The sequence below is a fragment of the Promicromonospora sp. AC04 genome, from assembly GCF_003058225.1.
In the GTDB taxonomy this organism is placed as follows: Bacteria; Actinomycetota; Actinomycetes; order Actinomycetales; family Cellulomonadaceae; genus Promicromonospora.
The window spans coordinates 556391-572875 of the sequence record NZ_QBUG01000002.1; the positions used below are offsets into that span (position 1 = coordinate 556391).

16 protein-coding genes and 1 pseudogene are annotated in these 16485 nt (G+C 67.8%); 7 read left to right on the forward strand and 10 right to left on the reverse strand.

Annotated elements, in window-relative coordinates; genetic code table 11:
• Positions 1-54: 54 nt before the first annotated feature.
• Entirely contained in the window at positions 55-675 is a 621-nt protein-coding gene (locus C8K30_RS08025; RefSeq protein ID WP_108492341.1) for a TetR/AcrR family transcriptional regulator, read from the reverse strand.
• Positions 676-774: 99 nt separating this feature from the next.
• Here C8K30_RS08025 and C8K30_RS08030 point away from each other — a divergent pair, with 99 nt between their 5' ends.
• Positions 775-2274 (forward strand): MFS transporter, encoded by a 1500-nt coding sequence (locus tag C8K30_RS08030; RefSeq protein ID WP_233257048.1) that lies wholly within the window; start codon positions 775-777, stop codon positions 2272-2274.
• On the opposite strand, the gene C8K30_RS08035 is transcribed toward C8K30_RS08030, so the two are convergent.
• Complete coding sequence (locus C8K30_RS08035; RefSeq protein WP_108492343.1) at positions 2226-2558, reverse strand: YciI family protein; 333 nt, start codon at positions 2556-2558, stop codon at positions 2226-2228. The genes C8K30_RS08030 and C8K30_RS08035 overlap by 49 nt on opposite strands.
• 23 nt (positions 2559-2581) lie before the next feature.
• Between C8K30_RS08035 and C8K30_RS08040 the strand changes: the two genes are divergently transcribed.
• Entirely contained in the window at positions 2582-3307 is a 726-nt protein-coding gene (locus C8K30_RS08040; RefSeq protein WP_108492344.1) for a Crp/Fnr family transcriptional regulator, read from the forward strand.
• Between the two features lie 25 nt (positions 3308-3332).
• Here the strand turns inward: C8K30_RS08040 and C8K30_RS08045 are convergent, their stop codons facing one another.
• The 4 genes from C8K30_RS08045 to C8K30_RS08060 form a co-directional block, all read right to left on the reverse strand.
• On the reverse strand, positions 3333-4076 hold the full coding sequence (locus tag C8K30_RS08045) for a sulfite exporter TauE/SafE family protein (protein WP_108492345.1): 744 nt from the start codon (positions 4074-4076) through the stop codon (positions 3333-3335).
• 23 nt (positions 4077-4099) lie between these two features.
• Complete coding sequence (locus tag C8K30_RS08050; RefSeq protein ID WP_108492346.1) at positions 4100-4429, reverse strand: nucleoside triphosphate pyrophosphohydrolase family protein; 330 nt, start codon at positions 4427-4429, stop codon at positions 4100-4102.
• Between the two features lie 319 nt (positions 4430-4748).
• The gene (locus tag C8K30_RS08055) at positions 4749-5954 is read right to left on the reverse strand and encodes a helix-turn-helix domain-containing protein (RefSeq protein WP_158280960.1); all 1206 of its coding nucleotides are present in this window, start codon (positions 5952-5954) and stop codon (positions 4749-4751) included.
• Positions 5955-6043: 89 nt separating this feature from the next.
• Positions 6044-6850, reverse strand: a complete 807-nt coding sequence (locus C8K30_RS08060) for an NAD(P)-dependent oxidoreductase (protein WP_108492348.1) — start codon at positions 6848-6850, stop codon at positions 6044-6046.
• 203 nt (positions 6851-7053) lie between these two features.
• Between C8K30_RS08060 and C8K30_RS08065 the strand changes: the two genes are divergently transcribed.
• From C8K30_RS08065 to C8K30_RS08070, 3 genes and pseudogenes are all read left to right on the forward strand, one after another.
• Positions 7054-7365 carry a hypothetical protein gene (locus C8K30_RS08065; RefSeq protein ID WP_146197383.1) on the forward strand — a complete coding sequence of 104 codons (312 nt, stop codon included), beginning with the start codon at positions 7054-7056 and terminating at the stop codon, positions 7363-7365.
• Positions 7362-7646 (forward strand): annotated as a pseudogene (locus C8K30_RS31205) (HAD family hydrolase); the annotation flags it as partial. The gene C8K30_RS08065 and the pseudogene C8K30_RS31205, both read left to right, overlap by 4 nt.
• 36 nt (positions 7647-7682) lie before the next feature.
• Positions 7683-8483 (forward strand): HAD family hydrolase, encoded by an 801-nt coding sequence (locus C8K30_RS08070; protein WP_233257069.1) that lies wholly within the window; start codon positions 7683-7685, stop codon positions 8481-8483.
• Between the two features lie 105 nt (positions 8484-8588).
• Here the strand turns inward: C8K30_RS08070 and C8K30_RS08075 are convergent, their stop codons facing one another.
• The 3 genes from C8K30_RS08075 to C8K30_RS08085 all read right to left on the reverse strand — a co-directional run bounded on the left by C8K30_RS08075 (position 8589) and on the right by C8K30_RS08085 (position 14043).
• Complete coding sequence (locus C8K30_RS08075; RefSeq protein ID WP_108492351.1) at positions 8589-9137, reverse strand: hypothetical protein; 549 nt, start codon at positions 9135-9137, stop codon at positions 8589-8591.
• Positions 9138-9717: 580 nt separating this feature from the next.
• Positions 9718-13326, reverse strand: a complete 3609-nt coding sequence (gene mobF, locus C8K30_RS08080) for a MobF family relaxase (RefSeq protein ID WP_146197384.1) — start codon at positions 13324-13326, stop codon at positions 9718-9720.
• Positions 13327-13800: 474 nt separating this feature from the next.
• Complete coding sequence (locus C8K30_RS08085; RefSeq protein ID WP_233257049.1) at positions 13801-14043, reverse strand: AlpA family transcriptional regulator; 243 nt, start codon at positions 14041-14043, stop codon at positions 13801-13803.
• A gap of 142 nt (positions 14044-14185) precedes the next feature.
• Between C8K30_RS08085 and C8K30_RS08090 the strand changes: the two genes are divergently transcribed.
• Both C8K30_RS08090 and C8K30_RS08095 read left to right on the forward strand, forming a co-directional pair.
• On the forward strand, positions 14186-14626 hold the full coding sequence (locus C8K30_RS08090; protein WP_108492353.1) for a helix-turn-helix domain-containing protein: 441 nt from the start codon (positions 14186-14188) through the stop codon (positions 14624-14626).
• A gap of 42 nt (positions 14627-14668) precedes the next feature.
• Positions 14669-15802, forward strand: coding sequence for a site-specific integrase (locus tag C8K30_RS08095; RefSeq protein WP_108492354.1), 1134 nt, complete (start codon positions 14669-14671; stop codon positions 15800-15802).
• Positions 15803-15919: 117 nt separating this feature from the next.
• Here C8K30_RS08095 and C8K30_RS08100 read toward each other — a convergent pair whose 3' ends face one another.
• Complete coding sequence (locus tag C8K30_RS08100; RefSeq protein ID WP_108492355.1) at positions 15920-16414, reverse strand: YajQ family cyclic di-GMP-binding protein; 495 nt, start codon at positions 16412-16414, stop codon at positions 15920-15922.
• Positions 16415-16485 lie beyond the last annotated feature (71 nt).

Below are 16485 nucleotides of genomic sequence, written 5' to 3' on the forward strand. Positions count from 1 at the left end.
CGAAGGTCAGGTTGAAGAGCACTGAAGAGGACGGCGCCGTCAGGTGCACGAGGCTCAGCTGGTGCGTAGTCCTGCGGCGGGCAGGATGACCCCGTCGATGGTCCAGATCAGGAACTCGCGATCGACAGGCTTGCCCAGCATGAGCACGCGGTACGCGACCATCGCCGGGCCGATCATGCAGAGTCTCTCGACCGCGGAGTCCGCCGGGATCTCGCCGCGATCGATCGCACGCCGGAAGAAGATGCGGTTGGCGGATGCGCGCGGCTCGACGAGGGCCTCCTGCGCAGCGGCGGCAAGCTCGGGACTGCGGGCGATCATGGAGGCGATCCCGGCCATCACCTTGAGCTTGCGCTCACTGTCGTGGATGCTCGGCGGCCTGATCATCGCGACGAGGTCCCCGCGCAGCGTCCCCGTGTCCGGCAGGGCGTCGAGGTCGATGTCCCTCGACTTCATGCACACGACGGCGTCGAGCACGAGCTCGGACTTGGACGGCCACCTGCGGTAGAGAGTGGCCTTGCCGGCCTTGGCGCGCGCCGCGACCATGTCGATGGTCATCCCGTCATAACCGGTCTCGGACAGCACGTCGAGCGCGGCGTCCAGGATCTTGGGATCGCGGGTGTGGTCCCTCTTGCGTCCGAGCCGGGGTTTCGCCTCGACTCCCTCGGTCTGCGTCATCGCAGTCACCCTCCTCTCTGTCCGCCTCGACCTTACCGTCAGGTTAATTATTGAACCAGCCATATCCGGAACTCGTCAGTTCCGTATATGGTGGCTGGCATGTCCGAAACCTCAGCCCCCGCGACCGACGGCCGTCGCTGGATCACGCTCGTCGTGGTCGGGCTCGCACAGCTCATGGTCGTCCTCGACGCGACAGTCGTGAACATCGCTCTCCCCTCGGCCCAGGCCGATCTCGGCTTCTCCGACGGCGAGCGCCAGTGGGTCATCACGGCCTACTCCCTCGCCTTCGCGAGCCTCCTCCTGCTCGGCGGGCGCCTCTCCGACCTCATCGGTCGCAAGCGCACCTTCATCGTCGGCCTCATCGGCTTCGCCATCGCCTCGGCGCTCGGCGGAGCCGCCGGCTCGTTCGAGCTGCTCGTCGCCGCCCGTGCCCTCCAGGGCGTGTTCGGCGCCCTGCTCGCCCCCACGGCGCTCGCCGTGCTCACCACCACGTTCACCATCCCGAAGGAGCGTGCACGCGCCTTCGGGGTCTTCGGCGCGATCGCCGGCGCCGGTGGTGCGGTCGGGCTGCTGCTCGGCGGCGTCCTGACGGAGTCCCTCGACTGGCGCTGGAACCTCTACATCAACGTCTTCATCGCCGCGATCGCCCTCGTCGGGGCCCTCGTCTTCATCCCGCTCATCGCACGCAGCGGCCCGCGGCCCAAGCTGGACGTCCCCGGCACCCTGCTCGTGTCCGGCGCGCTCTTCGGTCTTGTCTACGGCTTCTCGAACGCCGAGACCGGAGGCTGGGACGCGCCCCTGACCTGGGGCATGCTGGCCGGCGCCGTCGTCCTGCTGACCGGCTTCGTCGCCTGGCAGACGCGAGCAACGCACCCGCTCCTGCCGCTGTCGATAGTCCTCGACCGAAACCGCGGCGCTGCCTACCTCTCGGTGCTGATCGCCGGCGCCGGGATGTTCGGCATCTTCCTGTTCGTGACCTACTACCTGCAGCTCACGCTGGGGTACTCGCCGATCCAGACGGGCCTCGCGTTCCTGCCCATGATCGCGATGCTGGTGCTCGCCGCGCAGCTCGGCACCAACCTGTTCGTGCCGCGGTTCGGCCCCAAGATCATGGTTCCGGTGGGCATGACGCTGGGCGCGGTCGGCATGGTCTACCTCACGTTCCTCGACGGCTCGAGCACGTACGCCGGGCACATCCTTCCGGCGCTGATGGTCATCGGCTTCGCGATGGGGACGATCATGCCCGCGTCGATGCAGACCGCCACGCTCGGCGTCGACCGGCAGTTCGCCGGCGTCGCGTCGGCGATGGTGAACACGAGCCAGCAGGTCGGCGGCTCGATCGGCACCGCCCTGCTCAACACCCTGGCCGCCACCGCCGCGGCCGACTACCTCGCGGCGCATGCGCCCGTGACCGAGGCGATCGGCGCGCAGGCGGCGATCGCCAGCTACTCGACCGCGTACTGGTGGGGCGCGGGCTTCTTCGCCGTGGGAGCCGTCCTGTCGGCACTGCTGTTCCGCCGACGTGGCCAGGGGCTCTCGCTCACCCACGCTCAGCCGGCCCCTGCCGAGCCCGTCGCGGAGCCGGTGGCCGTGGGCTGAGCCGCGTGCCCGTGGTCGCCGGGCCGCGGACCGACCACGGGCACCCACTCCCGGATGCCGGCCACCCGCACACCCGGCGTGCGGTAGTACGGATCTGTCTCGAGGATGCGTCCCAGCTCCGCGCGCTCGACGTCGAACACGAGCAACGCGCCCGAGTCGTCCGCCCACGGGCCTGCCGCGATCAGGCGGCCCTCTTCGTGGAGCGCGGCGAGGAACGAGCGGTGCGCCGGACGTGCGGCGAGGCGTTCCGGGGAGTCGGTGAAGGTCAGCTCGAGAATCAGCATGTGGCCGACGGTACGGTCGGAGGATGAGGCGCTCAGTATCAGCCGATACATCTGCCGACTGGCAGAAGCTGGCCGCCGTGCCTCTGCTGACCGGGCTGCCCGATGACCGGCTTCGTCAGCTCTGGTCCGCCTCGTTGCCACGCCACTACGGCCAGGGAGAGATGCTGCGCCGCGTCGGCGATCGGGCCGAGCACCTGCTGCTGGTGCTGCATGGCCGGGTGTCCGCCACGGTCACCACTGCCACCGGTCGCGTCGTCCGCCTCGGCGAATGGACCGGGCCCTGCGCGCTGGACAAGGTCGCCGTGATCGACGGCCGCGGGCACACGGCCTCCCTCACGGCGATCACTCCCTGCTCCGTTCGCAGCCTTCCGCGCGCCCGGTTCGAAGAACTGGTCGACGACGTGCCCGCGGTACGCAGGCACGTGCTGCGCCTCCTCGCCGGCCAGGCCCGGCACCAGCAGGAGCGGTTCGCCGACGCTGCCACGCTGCCCGTCGAGGCCAGACTCGCCACCTGGCTGTTGGAGCAGGCCGAAGGATCTTCCCGAGCGCACATCGAGCTGCCGGGAACCCAGCAGGACCTTGCCGACCTGCTGGGAACGACCCGGGTGACGATAAACCGCACACTCTCCCGGATGCGCCGCGACGGCCTGGTCGAGATCACCGGCCACTCGGTCGAGGTGCTCGCACCGGAGCTCCTGGCATTGCGCGCAAGCGCGCTCAGGCCGACGGTGGGCGGGGCGGCTGGTTGAGCGGTGGAGACGCCGGCGAACGGGGTCAGCCGATCAGCAGGGCCGCCACCGACACCAGCGCCGACGCGACGAGCAGGTAGAGCACCACGCGCTCGTACCGGGAGCTGCCGAACACGTGGAACGCCCGAGCCCCCACCAGCTGCCCCAGCAGCGCCGCCCCGACGAGGGGAAACCACAGCTCGTACGTCTCCCACGTCCCCGCGATCACCAGTGTCGCGACGCTCAGCGGCAGGCGTACGAGCGAGACGGTGACGAGCGTGTCGCGCATGGCATGCGGCGTCAGGCCCCGGTGGACCAGGTAGTAGACGCTCGGCGGACCGCCGAGCGACGTCGAGGTGCTCAGCGCACCCGAGAGGAACCCGGCCGGCACGGCCCAGGCCGGCCGCACGACGACGCCGCGTTCGCGCGAGCGCATCCTCAGGACCACCGCACCGATGACCACGCAGGCGACGAAGATCTGCAGGCCGGCCCCCGACAACGAGGCCAGCAGCCAGGCGCCGACCAGCATCCCGGGCACGGACCAGCCGGCCAGGGCCCACACCTCACGGCCGACCGGCCGCGGCACGCTGCGCCGCATCGCCAGGATCGCGACGTCGCAGACGGTGCCGGTGATGATGATCGTCGACACCGCCTCCGCGCCGCCGATGGTCGCGGCAAGCAGCGGGGCGCTCAACAGCGCGAAGCCGAAGCCGGAGAGGGACTGCAGAACCGCGCTCACGAAGATCAGGCTGAAGAGGGCACTGAAGAGGACGGCGCCGTCAAGATGCACGTAGTTGGCCCCTTCCCCTCACCTCAGCGGTTGTCGCCGCTGCCACCCAGCACACCGCGGCTCTGCCGGCTGGCCAGCTTGGCGAGGTTGGTCGCCGCGATGTCGTCCAGCGACAGATCGAGGTAGTCCGCGAGCACGGCCACGTACCAGAGCACGTCACCAAGCTCCTTCGCGACGTCGGCCCGGTCGATCCGCGACTCGTCGCTGTCGAGGTCCCGGACCCACTTCTTGAACTTCTCTGCGATCTCGCCCGACTCACCGACCAGCCCGAGCACCAGGTGGAGCAGCTCGTTCTTCTTGTCGCGTGGAGCGGCGGTATGGAGGGCGCCGCGCTGATACTCGTCCAGGTCCATGGCCGACCAGTATGGCCTCGCAGACCGAACGGGCGGCCACCGGAGTCCCGGCAACCGCCCGTCAGCCAACCTCAGTGCCCGCTCTTGCAGACCATGCGGGCCAGCGGCTGAAGAGGGGCCGCTGACCGGCACCGTCAGCGGTAGTTCGTGGATGGCAGTCCGGACATATGGCATGGGTTGGCAGGGGTGACAACGACCGGGAGCGTTGGAATTCCAACGCTCCCGGCCGTTGGTCACGTTGGGGCCGGATGGGCTCGCGCGGACCTCTTGCGGACTATCCGCGGACTGAGCGCGGACGGTCGTAGCGGGTCGCGGTAACTCAGCCGTTCGCGTCTGTACCGACCCAGGCGTTGAACCGGACTAGGGGTTCGTTCGCGTGTCGGTGGGCGCGTGTCAGCATGCGCAGCACCTCGCGGGTCGTGGGGTGGTGACGTGTCTGCTGCGGTGCGACCTTCCGCGCCTGTTGCAGGCTGGCCAGTGCTTGTTCGTTGCGGTTCTGCCAGAGGTACGCGCGGGCAAGGTCCATGTAGTGATGCCCGGCGCGGATGGCAGGCACCGCGTTGGACAGGCGAACGTTCTCAGCACGTCCGAGCGCGCGCGGTCCGTCGCCAAGCTCGATAGCGGCGGCCACGTCGTGGATCGCGACGTTGCTGGGTCCGAAGGAGAGCTGATGCCATCCGCCGTCGGTGTCGGCCCCGAGGCGAGCGCTGATCTGTCGGGCTTCGTCCAGGTGGATGTCAACGGTCCCTGTGTTCCCGGCGCGGGCGGCGAGGATGGCGGAGCGCAGGTGCAGCGGTCCTCGCATGGAGATCGTGGCCAGGTCGTCTGCGGTAGCGATCTGGCTCTGGACTCGGTCGAGCAGGCGAAGGCCGACGTCGTACGCACCGGTGCGTAGCAGGGATGTGGTGCGGCTCCACGCGGCCAGTGCACCCATGAGCGGGTCGGTTGACTGGATGGCCGACCATTGCAGACGCTCTTCGATGACCGTCGACAGGTCCTGGTAGCCGGTCTTGTACGTGACAGAGTGAGCAGCGAACAGCAGCACGGCCATGATCTCGAAGTAGCGCTCGCGCTCGGTCCCTTCCTCGCGGTGGACGGCGGTCGCCGTCTCCAGCAGGAGCGCGGGGAGTCGTTCGGCGATCTGCACGTGCCGATCGCCCTGCCGAAGCCTAGAGATCTCCCGGGCGTCAGCCGTGATCTCGGCCCGAGTCCGTGGCGAGGTGTGCGTCTCCGGTGGCAGGTCCCAGTACGCCAACGCACGGCGAAGGCCTGGCATGAGGGCGTGGATTCGGTCGGGCCGACGCCCGTCGAAGCCGTAGGGCTGACCGGTGAGGACCGTGACCTCGACATCGAGCGGCTTGGAGACAGCCGCGATCAGGACAGGGGTCGCATCGCGCGTGCCCTGTTCCACCTTGCGCAGCAGGGACAGGCTGATCGAGGCATGTTGCGCCAGGGCGACCTGCGTTATCCCGCGCGTCTTGCGGTAGTGCGCGATCCGGCGGCCGATCGATTCGTCGTCGTTCATGCTTCGCATCCCTGATGTGAGTTCAGGCCAACCTGGAGCCTACGCCTCCGTGTACAGGCGGTGGGAGAGCCTGGCGACTTGATCTTGGGTCAACCGTTGTTGGCGCCGGGCCAGTGGGCCTTGGCAAATGCCGTGATGCAGGCCGGGAGGTCTTCGTCCGGCAGCACGGAGAGGATGCCCGCCTCACGAGCGCGGGTCGAGTCGATCCGGTAGTTGAGTGGGTCCGCGGCGTCCGCGCCGACGACCTGAGCGGCAAACCAGTCTGCCGCCGGCCGCGCGGCACCGGCGAAGGTCGCATCGGCAGAACTGACGTTGAACACACCGGCCACGCGCATCCGGGCTGCAGCCAGCAGCGCGCGGGCGGCTTGATCGCGGTGCAGCCATCCGCGCCAGTGAGCGGGGTCCGGAACGGTGACCGTGCCGTGGTCGCGGGCCTCGGTGAGCCACTGCTCGACCCGGTCTCGTCGAATCCCTCGCGGGTCCGGCCCATACAGCGCGCCCAGGCGAAGGACCGTCGTGCTGATCTGGGCGTCGGCCAACGCCTGTTCACCGGCGGCCTTGACCCGGGCATGAGGTGCGAGCAACTCCAGCGGTGTGTCCTCGGCACAAGGATCACCGGGCTGATAGCCGTAGACAGTGCAGGTCGATACGTAGGCCACGTGCGCACCCGGTGGCACGGCCTCGATCAGTTCGGCGAGGCGAGCGGGTTCGTCGTGCTTGGCGCCGTCCAACAACCACACGATCACAGGTGCGATCGTCTCGTCGAGAGCCCTCGGGAGGTCGCTCCACGCAATCGCTCCGGGTTCGATACCGGCACGGGATACGACGACCGCGCCATCCGGAGCCAAGCCCACCAGGGCCGAGCCCACGTACCCGTTCCCACCGACGACGAACATGCACGTCTCCTCACCCAGTGCGACTCAACGGACCATCAACACGCTACCGGTGGTGCGCGAACCCGCGGGTGCCGCTCGGCCGGGTGACACATGAATGTGTCACCCGGCATCCCGCCCCAGACCGAAAGTTGATCCTGACCGGCCTGTGGCCATGCGGGCTTGCCATCGAGACGACTGACTGCGAGCGGTTAGAGGGGGCTGTGATGGGACTTCATCTGCACCATCGAGACGAGGCGTCGGGTATCCCAGACCTCCTCTCGTTCGCGATGGGCATCGCTGACGATGCCGTCAACGTTGTGGGGCCGGAGCTCATTGAGATCGTCACGCTGACTCGTGGCCGGATCTGTCTACAGCCGACCGACTTGAACCAGGGCGAGCACATCGCCCGCGCACTAGGGCTGGACGCACCGTTGGATCACAGGATGTTCGTCCCGGGCCACACGCTGTGGACCGGTGAACGCCACGGCCTGGAGGTTCAGGTCCGGTCGGTGCTGCGTCAGATGGTGGTCCGATGAGTGCCACTACCACGACGTGCACTCGGACCCTCGTGGCGCTCGATATCGATGGGACACTCGTAGGAGAAGGGAACAGGGTCCCGTCCGGAACGGTCGAAAAACTAGACCTTGTCCGTGCTGGCGGGCACAAGGTCGTGCTCGCCACCGGTCGCTCATTGATCGGGCTGGTGCCGATCGCGACCCGGCTGGGGCTAACCGATGGTTGGGGTGTGTGCTCCAACGGCGCCATGACCGTGCGCCTGGACCCGTCTGCACCGTCGGGATACGAGATCGTTGACACTCGGACCTTCGACCCGGAACCAGTGATCCGCCGTGCCATGGAGATGATTCCGGGAGCGCGGGTCGCGGTGGAAGAGGTCGGCTGGGGCTGGCGGACCAACGCCTCGTTCGAACCGGGAGAACTCAACGGGCAACAGAAGCTCGTCGCCCTGAGCGATCTAATCACTCATCCCGTTACCCGGGTCGTGCTCGTCGGACCGGGTATCCGCCAGTTCACCGACGCGCTGCACGCCACCGGCGTCACGGTCACGCCGATGGGCCCGGACTGGCTGGACATCGCGGCGCGGGACGTGAACAAGGCGGTCGCGCTCGACGATGTTCGCCGACGCCTGGACATCCCGGTCGAGCGCACCGTGGCTGTCGGGGACGGGATCAACGATCTGGGCATGCTGGCCTGGGCCGGACGCTCTGTCGCGATGGGGCACGCACCCGCGACTGTGCGCAGCGCCGCCGACGAGACCACCGGCACCATCGAACAGGCCGGGGCCCTGGCAGTACTGCGCTCCCTGGTCCCGGACGTCGACCGTTCGCTCTCCCCGTTGGCCGGGCAGATCGCCACCGCCGAGGCCAGCGCACCGGGCCCCGTGGTCCTGCGTGTATGGCACGGCACTGGCCCGGACCTGTCCCGGTGCGAGGCATGGACCCTCCAAAACGGCCGCTGGGTCAGGCACGCGCCGATCCCGTCCGGCGTCGGCACCACCATGCGCGCCATCGAGGCCGCCGCACTGGAAGCCGGCCTGCCCTACCCGCGCGGGGACGAAGGACGCCGCCGCGCACAGTGGCGCAGCGTCGCCGGACACGGACCGGCCGGGTTCGAACTGCCTCTCAGCAGCCTCTAGCAGTCAGCTCAGCACCACCTGAACTTGCAGCCGCGCGCACCACCCTATGCTGCGACGGGACCATGGCCGGGGTTCCCACTCTTGTGAGACCCCCGGCCGGGCCGATCAGTTCGCAGGAACGTCGGGTTCTGGAGTTGTGTCGGGATCGACCGGGAACCGCTCCGACTCGGGAATGAAGTCCCGCAGGTCTGCCTCAGGGTACTCGTCGCCTTCGATGAGCTGGAGGACCCCATCCGATGATCCAAGTACGAGACCTTGTGGTGAGGCCATTTGGAACAAGGGTTGTCCGGCAGGCCGTCCCGCGTCGGGATCAAGTATGTCTGTGGTGTCCATCGCTGCTGGGATCAGGTAGAACACGCCGGTCAAGCCATCCGGCAGCGCACTCGCGTAGGCGTCGAACGCAACGTTGCCCGGTGACGGGACCTCGACATAGACAGTGTCGCCGGAGCCCTCCGGTGCCGAGCCAACGTGGATCTCGCTGATCGCGACGTTTAGTACCACTGACTGGTTCGCTCCCGGATCGTCTGTCGCGGATCCCCAAGTCCGGCCGTCCGTGACGGTCGAGATCTCACCCTCGACGACGAGGGTCGATTGGGACGCAAGCTCGGCTGGCGTGGCCACGGGCTCGTAGTCCTGCGAGTAGCCAGCGAACATGTCGACGAACTCTTCAGTGCTAGTGCTAGTGGTCGTGCTCGGGTCAGACGCGTCGGGTGGCGCAGCAGTACATCCGACTACGGTGATCATGGCGATCGCAGCGCAAGCAGTTCCGAGCCGGGCCGGGGCACGTCTGTTCATGATCAACTCCTGTTGTTCAGGTGGGCTACGTGGTGACTGTTATATGTCTGGTACCCCGAGGTAATTGCACCGTTTCGCATGCAGTCGCTCGAAGTCGCACTGTGGCTGAGCCCTCCGGAGTGCCCGACCTCGTGACACGCGGTCTTCTGCCGGTTGGCCGTGTTCGTCAGGTAGTCCGGGTTCAGACGTACTCGCGAGCGCTCACACTCGTCCGAGCTATTGAACGCTAGGCATTCTCATCCTTGTCACGCGATGCCGTTCTTGACACACGGACGATGACTTCGTGGATAATTCTGCCGAGGCTCATCGCGATTCCATAGAACCGGTGGGCCGGGCGCGGACGGCGGGACTTGGCGTACAGAATGATCTGTGCGACGAGCCAGACCCGGGGCGCACGCCCAGAAAGCGTCTGACACAACGTATGGTCGAGTTCGCTTCCTTAAGGTCCTGGCAGCCAGCGCTCTGGCGCTGCGCCCATGGCGAGTCCACGAGAGTCGGCCGCTAGCTCCTGCATCAGGGCACGGACGCAGCGCGCGTCGTCGCGTTGGACCAACGTAGTAGGCAGCTCACCGAACAAGCCGTCTCCGGTGATGCCATAGCGGTCGCGATACGCGGCCACGGCGATGACGGCGGCCCGCCAGGCATCTTCACCCGCGCCGTAGGGGCGTGGCGGCAGATGCCGGGCCCAGGGCTCGCGGTCGCGCAGCGCTCGTTGGGCCAAGGCGCGGGCGCGGTGTTCGATGAGTTCGGCGCGCCGGTCGAGGGCTTCACGAACATCCGGTGGGAACTGCCCCTGGGCTTGTGGAACCAGCCCAGCGACCCTGTTACGTCCCTTGGCGGTGCTGGTGGCTGCCCGGCTGAGGCGGTCGTGCAGGACTGCGGCGATGTCGTCGGCGTCGTACAGGCTCCTGCTGGCAACGATCCGGGGCAGGAGGCGGTAGACGTCGTGGCCGTCTGCTTCAGCCCGGCGTAGTTCGGCACACAGTGGCCCGAACGCATCGGACTCCACGACCTGGGCGATGGCGGGTCGGGTGAAGCCTTCCCCGGCCAGGGTGTGCGCGACCAGTTGGGTCCAGCGGGGTCGCTGCGCATGGGTGGCGATGGTGTCGTACTCCGCGGCGAGCTGTGCGATGGAACCCCAGCGGTGTTCCTCGTTGTGCCGGGTCTGGTGTGCGGAGGGTTCGGCGCCGACACGGTGCAGGATGCCTGCCAGGACGGTGCGGGCCGCGTCGAGGTCGGGCAGGTCGGGGTCGATGTGCGCGCCGATGGCGTGTTCGTGGTTGTGGTTCCGGTCGGGCTGGTCGACGGGCACGAACACGATGTTCGTCGCGCGGCCTCGGGTGAGGGCGACGTACAGGTTCTCCCGGCTCATGCTCGGGCTCGCGACTGTGTACGCCGTGTCGACGGTGAGGCCTTGGGCGCGGTGTGCGGTGATCGCATAGCCGAGGTCAACGTGCTCGGCCACGTACGTGGCGGGCAGCCGGACCATCTGGCCACTGAGCTGCTGGCGGTCTGCGTTCCGGGCATCGGTGTGCGCGTCCGGATCGATGCGCTGAGCAGTGACCGACCCGTCGTCGTGGACAGTGGTGATCTGCCAGCGGTCGCCGTTACGAACCCATCCGGCGTGTCCGTGGCGCAGCGTGCGGTCGTTGCGCCGGGTGAGGATGGTGTCTCCGGCCGAGGCGCGGGTGTGCCCGGCCAGGCGGACTGTGCTGCCGTCGGAGACCTGTCCGGTCAGGACGCGTTCGGCGCGGGCTCGGCGGTTGAGGTCGTTCATCGTCGCGGTGTCCGGGACGACCAGCACCGACGACAGTCCGGCCTCGGTGTCGGCCTTCCAGGCGGCATACGCGGCGTCGGTCATGTCCTCGGTGGTGCCCGCCTGGATGCACCCATGCTCCTGGTAGGCGGCCAAGATGCCCGGGTCACCGTCGCGCAATCGGAGTGTGGCGCGCTTCTCCCAGTCGGCGTGGAAGCGGTGTACCTCGATCAACGTCGGGACATCACCGGTCATGCGGGCGCGCTCGTTCGTCAGGAGGGTCAGGGCGCCGCCGGTCTCCACGGCGGGGAGCTGGGCGGGGTCGCCGACCAGGAGCACCTTCGCGCCGGCCTCGACCGCCGCGCGCGTGATCTGATCCAGGGTGTGCGTGCCGGCTAGGGATGCCTCGTCCACGATGACCAGTTGCCCCGGCTCGAACCGGGCACGGTCGTGCTGGTGACGCGTGAGCCACATCGCCGTGTTCTCACACTCGATCCCGAGTTCCGTCGCCAGCACGTCAGCAGCGGCTGCGGAGGGCGCCAGACCGACGACGGTGCCGGGGCCGCGCTGCCCTTCCCACAGGGTGCGCAGCGCACGCAGGGTAGTGGTCTTCCCGGTCCCGGCGGGGCCCACCAATAGGTCCAGGCGCCGCCCTGAGTTGGCCACGGCAAGGACGGCGTTGGCCTGGGACGCGTCGAGCACGCCTTGCCGCACGCTCTGGTCCAGAGCCGCCCGGAGGCGTTTGGTCTCGACGGCCGGTGCGTTCCGGTCGTCCATGAGTCCGAGGAGGCGTTTCTCGGCGTCCAAGACGGCCTGGGAGGTGAACACGACGGAGTGCTTGGGCCGTAGCGTGCTGGACCCGTCCGCGCGCTGCATCGCCAGGGGTGTGGGTGCCAGCTCGGGTGGGGTCAGGACGACGGAGCCGCCCTCGGCTTGGGCGACGATCCGGGCTACGACCTGGACGCGGTCTTCGTGGGTGGCCATGCGCCAGTGCATGGTCTGGCGCTCGGCTTCAGCCCACAGGTTCCAGTGCTTCCACGTGGCCCGCTTGTCCCCGACCACGCTCAGCACCACCGAGGCGGCCATGTCCACCACGTCCTGGGGGACGTCACCGGCCGTGAACACTCGGCCCGGTTCGGCCAGAGCAGCAGACAACAGTCCCTGCGCCCACTCGGTCGGGTCCTGGCCCAGAATGCGCCCGGCCCGCTCCCGCCACTGCTCCGAGAGATCGGCCAAGGACTCGATGGTCTTGGGCGGGCGGGTCTCCAAGGTGGCCTGCTCCCGCAGCCGATTGATCGTGCCCGGCGACGGGGACCGCCCGTGCTTCTCCCGGTACTCGTCGATGAGCCGGTCCGCGCAGTGCTCGATCTCCGCCGACCGGTTGGAGAACTCCTCGATCAGCTCGTCACTGACTCCGGCGATCTCCATCCTCGGGCTACGGTCCTTGCCCCGGACGCACCTCTCCCACTTCACACCGAGCGCGCCGGTCAGCCGGTCGGCCAGGACGGCGTTGTAGTGCTCGCTGAACGCGACGTTCGCGTTGAACAACGCCCTCGAGTCCAGAGTGCGCCACTTGCCGTCGACCAGAGTCCGGACCTTGTTCGCGATCACCAGGTGCGTGTGCAACTGCGGGTCGTGCGCGCGAGAGTCCCAGTGGTCATACGCCGTGGCGACCACTCCGAAAACGTCCGCTTGCATGATCGACCCGTTCCCGGCATCGGTTCCCATCCTCGTGGCGGCGATGTGCTCCTCGATGAACTTGACCGTCTCGGCCATCGCGGCCCGGTGCGCGCCCAGGATGATCGCTTGCGTGTTCCGGTCCGACAGGGCCCATAGGACCGAGACCGACTTCGTGGGCGAGAACGTCAGATCGAACCCGGCGACCGCTGTCCGCTTCCCGGCCAGAGTCTCGTCCCGCACGATGCCGTCAACGGCGGCCTGCCGGTCCTCGGGGCTCAGGTTCGGGTCCAGGGCAGCGGCACGGTTCTCGATCCGCTCACGCAACGGAACGATCTTCGGGTAGGCCCGCCCCAACGGCTCAGTCGTGACCGGGTCCCTGCCCGCCTCCAGAAGGCGCTGGAGCTGGGTGGTCGTGACCGGGGCCCCGGCGACGAGCACACCGCCGCCGAGGTCCGCGACGCCGCTTCCCAGCCAGTACCCGGGCGGGGTGCCCACGGCCGTGTAGTACGCGGTCACCGGGTCCAGGCCGAGGCCGTCGCCGAGGTTCGGGACGTCGCAGTCACCGCTGGCCACGGAACCGGTCAGGTACTCAGTGCCGTTGCCGACACTCATCGGAACGATGCTCACCGCCACGACCGATCACCACCGTTGGTGTGTGCGGGCGAGGTGTGCGGGCCGTCGGCCAACGGTGCCGAAACGCACCAACGCCAACGGTGCCGGCGCTCCTCAACTGCCTGAGGTGTGCTGCGTTGCCAGGTGACCAACCCCGCGTACGTCGTCGCCCGCCTGCAATCAGCCAGCCGCGTGCCGTAGTCCGTACCGCTGCCGTCGCTCGGTGCACACGCTGCACGTGTCCAGCTCGCTGCAACGTGCCGCCGCTTAGTCACGTGAACCAGGCAGGAGGAGTCGACAGGGTGGAACCCCTGCACCAACGCGCCGTCGTCGGCCCGTCCGGGGCCGACGACGGACCGCGCGATCTGCATCGCCGGGGTCTGCTGGTGCGGGCTGGTGGCGTTGCCGCCAACGACAACGGGGCCCAGACACCGAAGTGTCCGAGCCCCGTTCATCCGCCCGCCCCGAGAAGAGTCAGGCCGCTGTGTGCTTGGCACCAGCCGCCTCCTGCGCAGCCAACCAGGCCATCACCTTCGAACGCCGGTAGACCACCCGGCGCGGGCCGAGCCGGAACGAGTCCGGCCCTTTCCCGATGTACCGCCACCACCGCAGCGTGTTCTCCGGCACGCCCAGGAAGTCAGAGACCTCCCGGGTGCGCAGCATCGGATCGTCCTTCTGCGCAGCCGTGTCCGTTCCGGCGTCCGTCGTGACAGCCACCAGCACCACCCTCTTTCGACGATGTCGGCACGGGATGACCCGGTGTCATCACGGTTGCGCGCCGTCTCCGTAGCACACCAATTTATCACACACCACTTTGACGTCCCGAGACAGTGCGCACCACAACGGTTACCCTGGAGGCATGGACGAAGACGAAGTCATTGGCGCCAACCTGCGCCGGTACCGAACGGACCGAGGCATCACCCAGGCGAAGTTCGCCATGGCACTCATGAGCAACGGCGTCGAAGGCATGTACCCGCAGACCATCCAGAAGATCGAACGCGGCCAACGACCACTGCGCTTCTTCGAAGGGCTCGTCGCCGCACGCGTCCTGGACGTCAAGCCCGAAGCTCTCTACGACCTCGACCCCGAAGCTGACGTCGACCGTGACGCCGCCAAGCTCGCACGCAACATCACCTATGCGATCGAGGCCTACGAGGCCGCCTGGGACGGCCTCAACGACATCTGCGAAGAGGCCGAGGAATTCCTCCGCGACGCATCAGACCTGAACCCCGCCAGCCGGCGCTGGATCGAGAACGCCCTCAACAAGGCGGGCCCCGGACGCAAGAAGAGCACCCCCTGAGACCGCCCCAGCAGGAGATGACAGTTCCAAAAGGGAGAGGTAATGGCATCCATCAAGAAGAGACCAAACGGTAAGTGGCGAGCCCGCTACCGCGACGAAGCCAAGAAAGAACACTCACGCCACTTCGATCGCAAGACCGACGCTCAGGACTGGCTCGACGAAGTCACTGCTACGGTGGTGACAGGTACGTACGCCGATCCCAAGCGCGGGTCGCTCACGTTCGACCAGTGGTGGGCTGTCTGGTCCGAGCGCCAGGTCTGGGCGACCGGCACTACCGAGGCAGCAACCACAGCGTTCGAGTCGGTCACGTTCGGATCAGTTCGGATGCGGGATGTCAGACCCTCGCACCTGGAGAAGTGGGTCAAGGCGATGTCGCAGCCCACCAAGACCCGGAAGAAGGGCCTTGAGCCGTCCACGATCACAACGCGGTTCAACTACGTCCGAGCAGCCTTTGCGGCTGCCGTTCGAGATCGCGTAATCGGGATCGACCCGGCGACGAACATCAAGCTTCCTCGCCGCAGGCGCGCCGAGGCGGCGATGACGATTCCCGAACCGCTCGGCGTGCGGAAGGCACTGGAAGCCGCCCCGAAGCACTTCTCGGGGTTCATCGCTGTTTGCGCCTTCGCTGGGCTCCGGCTCGGTGAGGCGGCAGCGCTCCAAGTCAGCGACATCGACTTTCTGCGCCGCACGATCACGGTCAACCGGCAGATTCAGGGTTCCACCGCCGAGACGACGACAATCGAGCCGCCGAAGTACGGATCGGAGCGGACCATCCACGTGCCGCGCGAGCTGCTGACGATGATCTCCAGCCACATCGAGAAGTTCGCCCCGCGTGGTGACGAGCAGTGGATCTTCTGGAACCCCAACGGAGATAAGCGCGGACTCTGGAACCGCAACAGCGCGTCCCAGGCGTGGCGAACGACGCGCCGTCAGGTGGGGCTGGAGGCCTACACGCTCCACGACCTGCGGCACTTCTACGCGTCGGGCCTGATCGCCGACAACTGCGACGTCGTCACCGTCCAACGGGCTCTGGGTCACTCCAGCCCGACCATCACGCTCGGCACGTACGCGCATCTCTGGCCGAGCGCAGAGGACAAGACTCGGGCGGCGGCAACGTCGCTCATGCGAACCGTACTGTCCGCACAGCCCATCGCTGAGGCCGCGAAGTCCTCCTGACAGACCGAACGGGCGGCCACCGGTATCCCGGCAACCACCCGTTAGCCCGTGCTCATCGTCCGCTCTTGCGGACCGTGTGCGGACTGGCAGCCCAAAACGCGCTGCTGACCTCCATGTTCAGCGGTAGTTCGTGAACTGGAGCGCGAAGTCCAGGTCCGAGCCCTTCAGGATGGCCATGACCTCCTGGAGCTGGTCGCGCGACTTGCTGGTGACGCGCACCTCGTCGCCCGTGATCTGGGTCTTCACGCCCTTCGGGCCCTCTTCGCGGATGATCTTGGTGACCTTCTTCGCGGACTCGCCCGCCAGGCCCTCCTTGAGGGTGGCAGCGAGGCGGTACTCCTTGCCCGACGGCTTGGGCTCGCGCTCACCGACATCGAGCGCCTTGAGCGAGATACCGCGCTTGATCAGCTTGATCTCGAAGACGTCGAGGGCGGCGAGCACGCGCTCCGACGAGTTGGCGACGATCACTATGCTCTCGCCGCTCCAGGCGATCGAGGCGCCGACGTTCTTGAAGTCGTACCGCTGCGAGATCTCTTTCCCCGCCTGGTTCAGCGCGTTGTCGACCTCCTGGCGGTCGACCTTGCTGACGATGTCGAACGACGAGTCGGCCATGTGGTGCTCCTTCTGCGTAACACCCGGACGCCCCTGCACGTCCGGTCGGGATCTGGGTCCACCGTATCCGC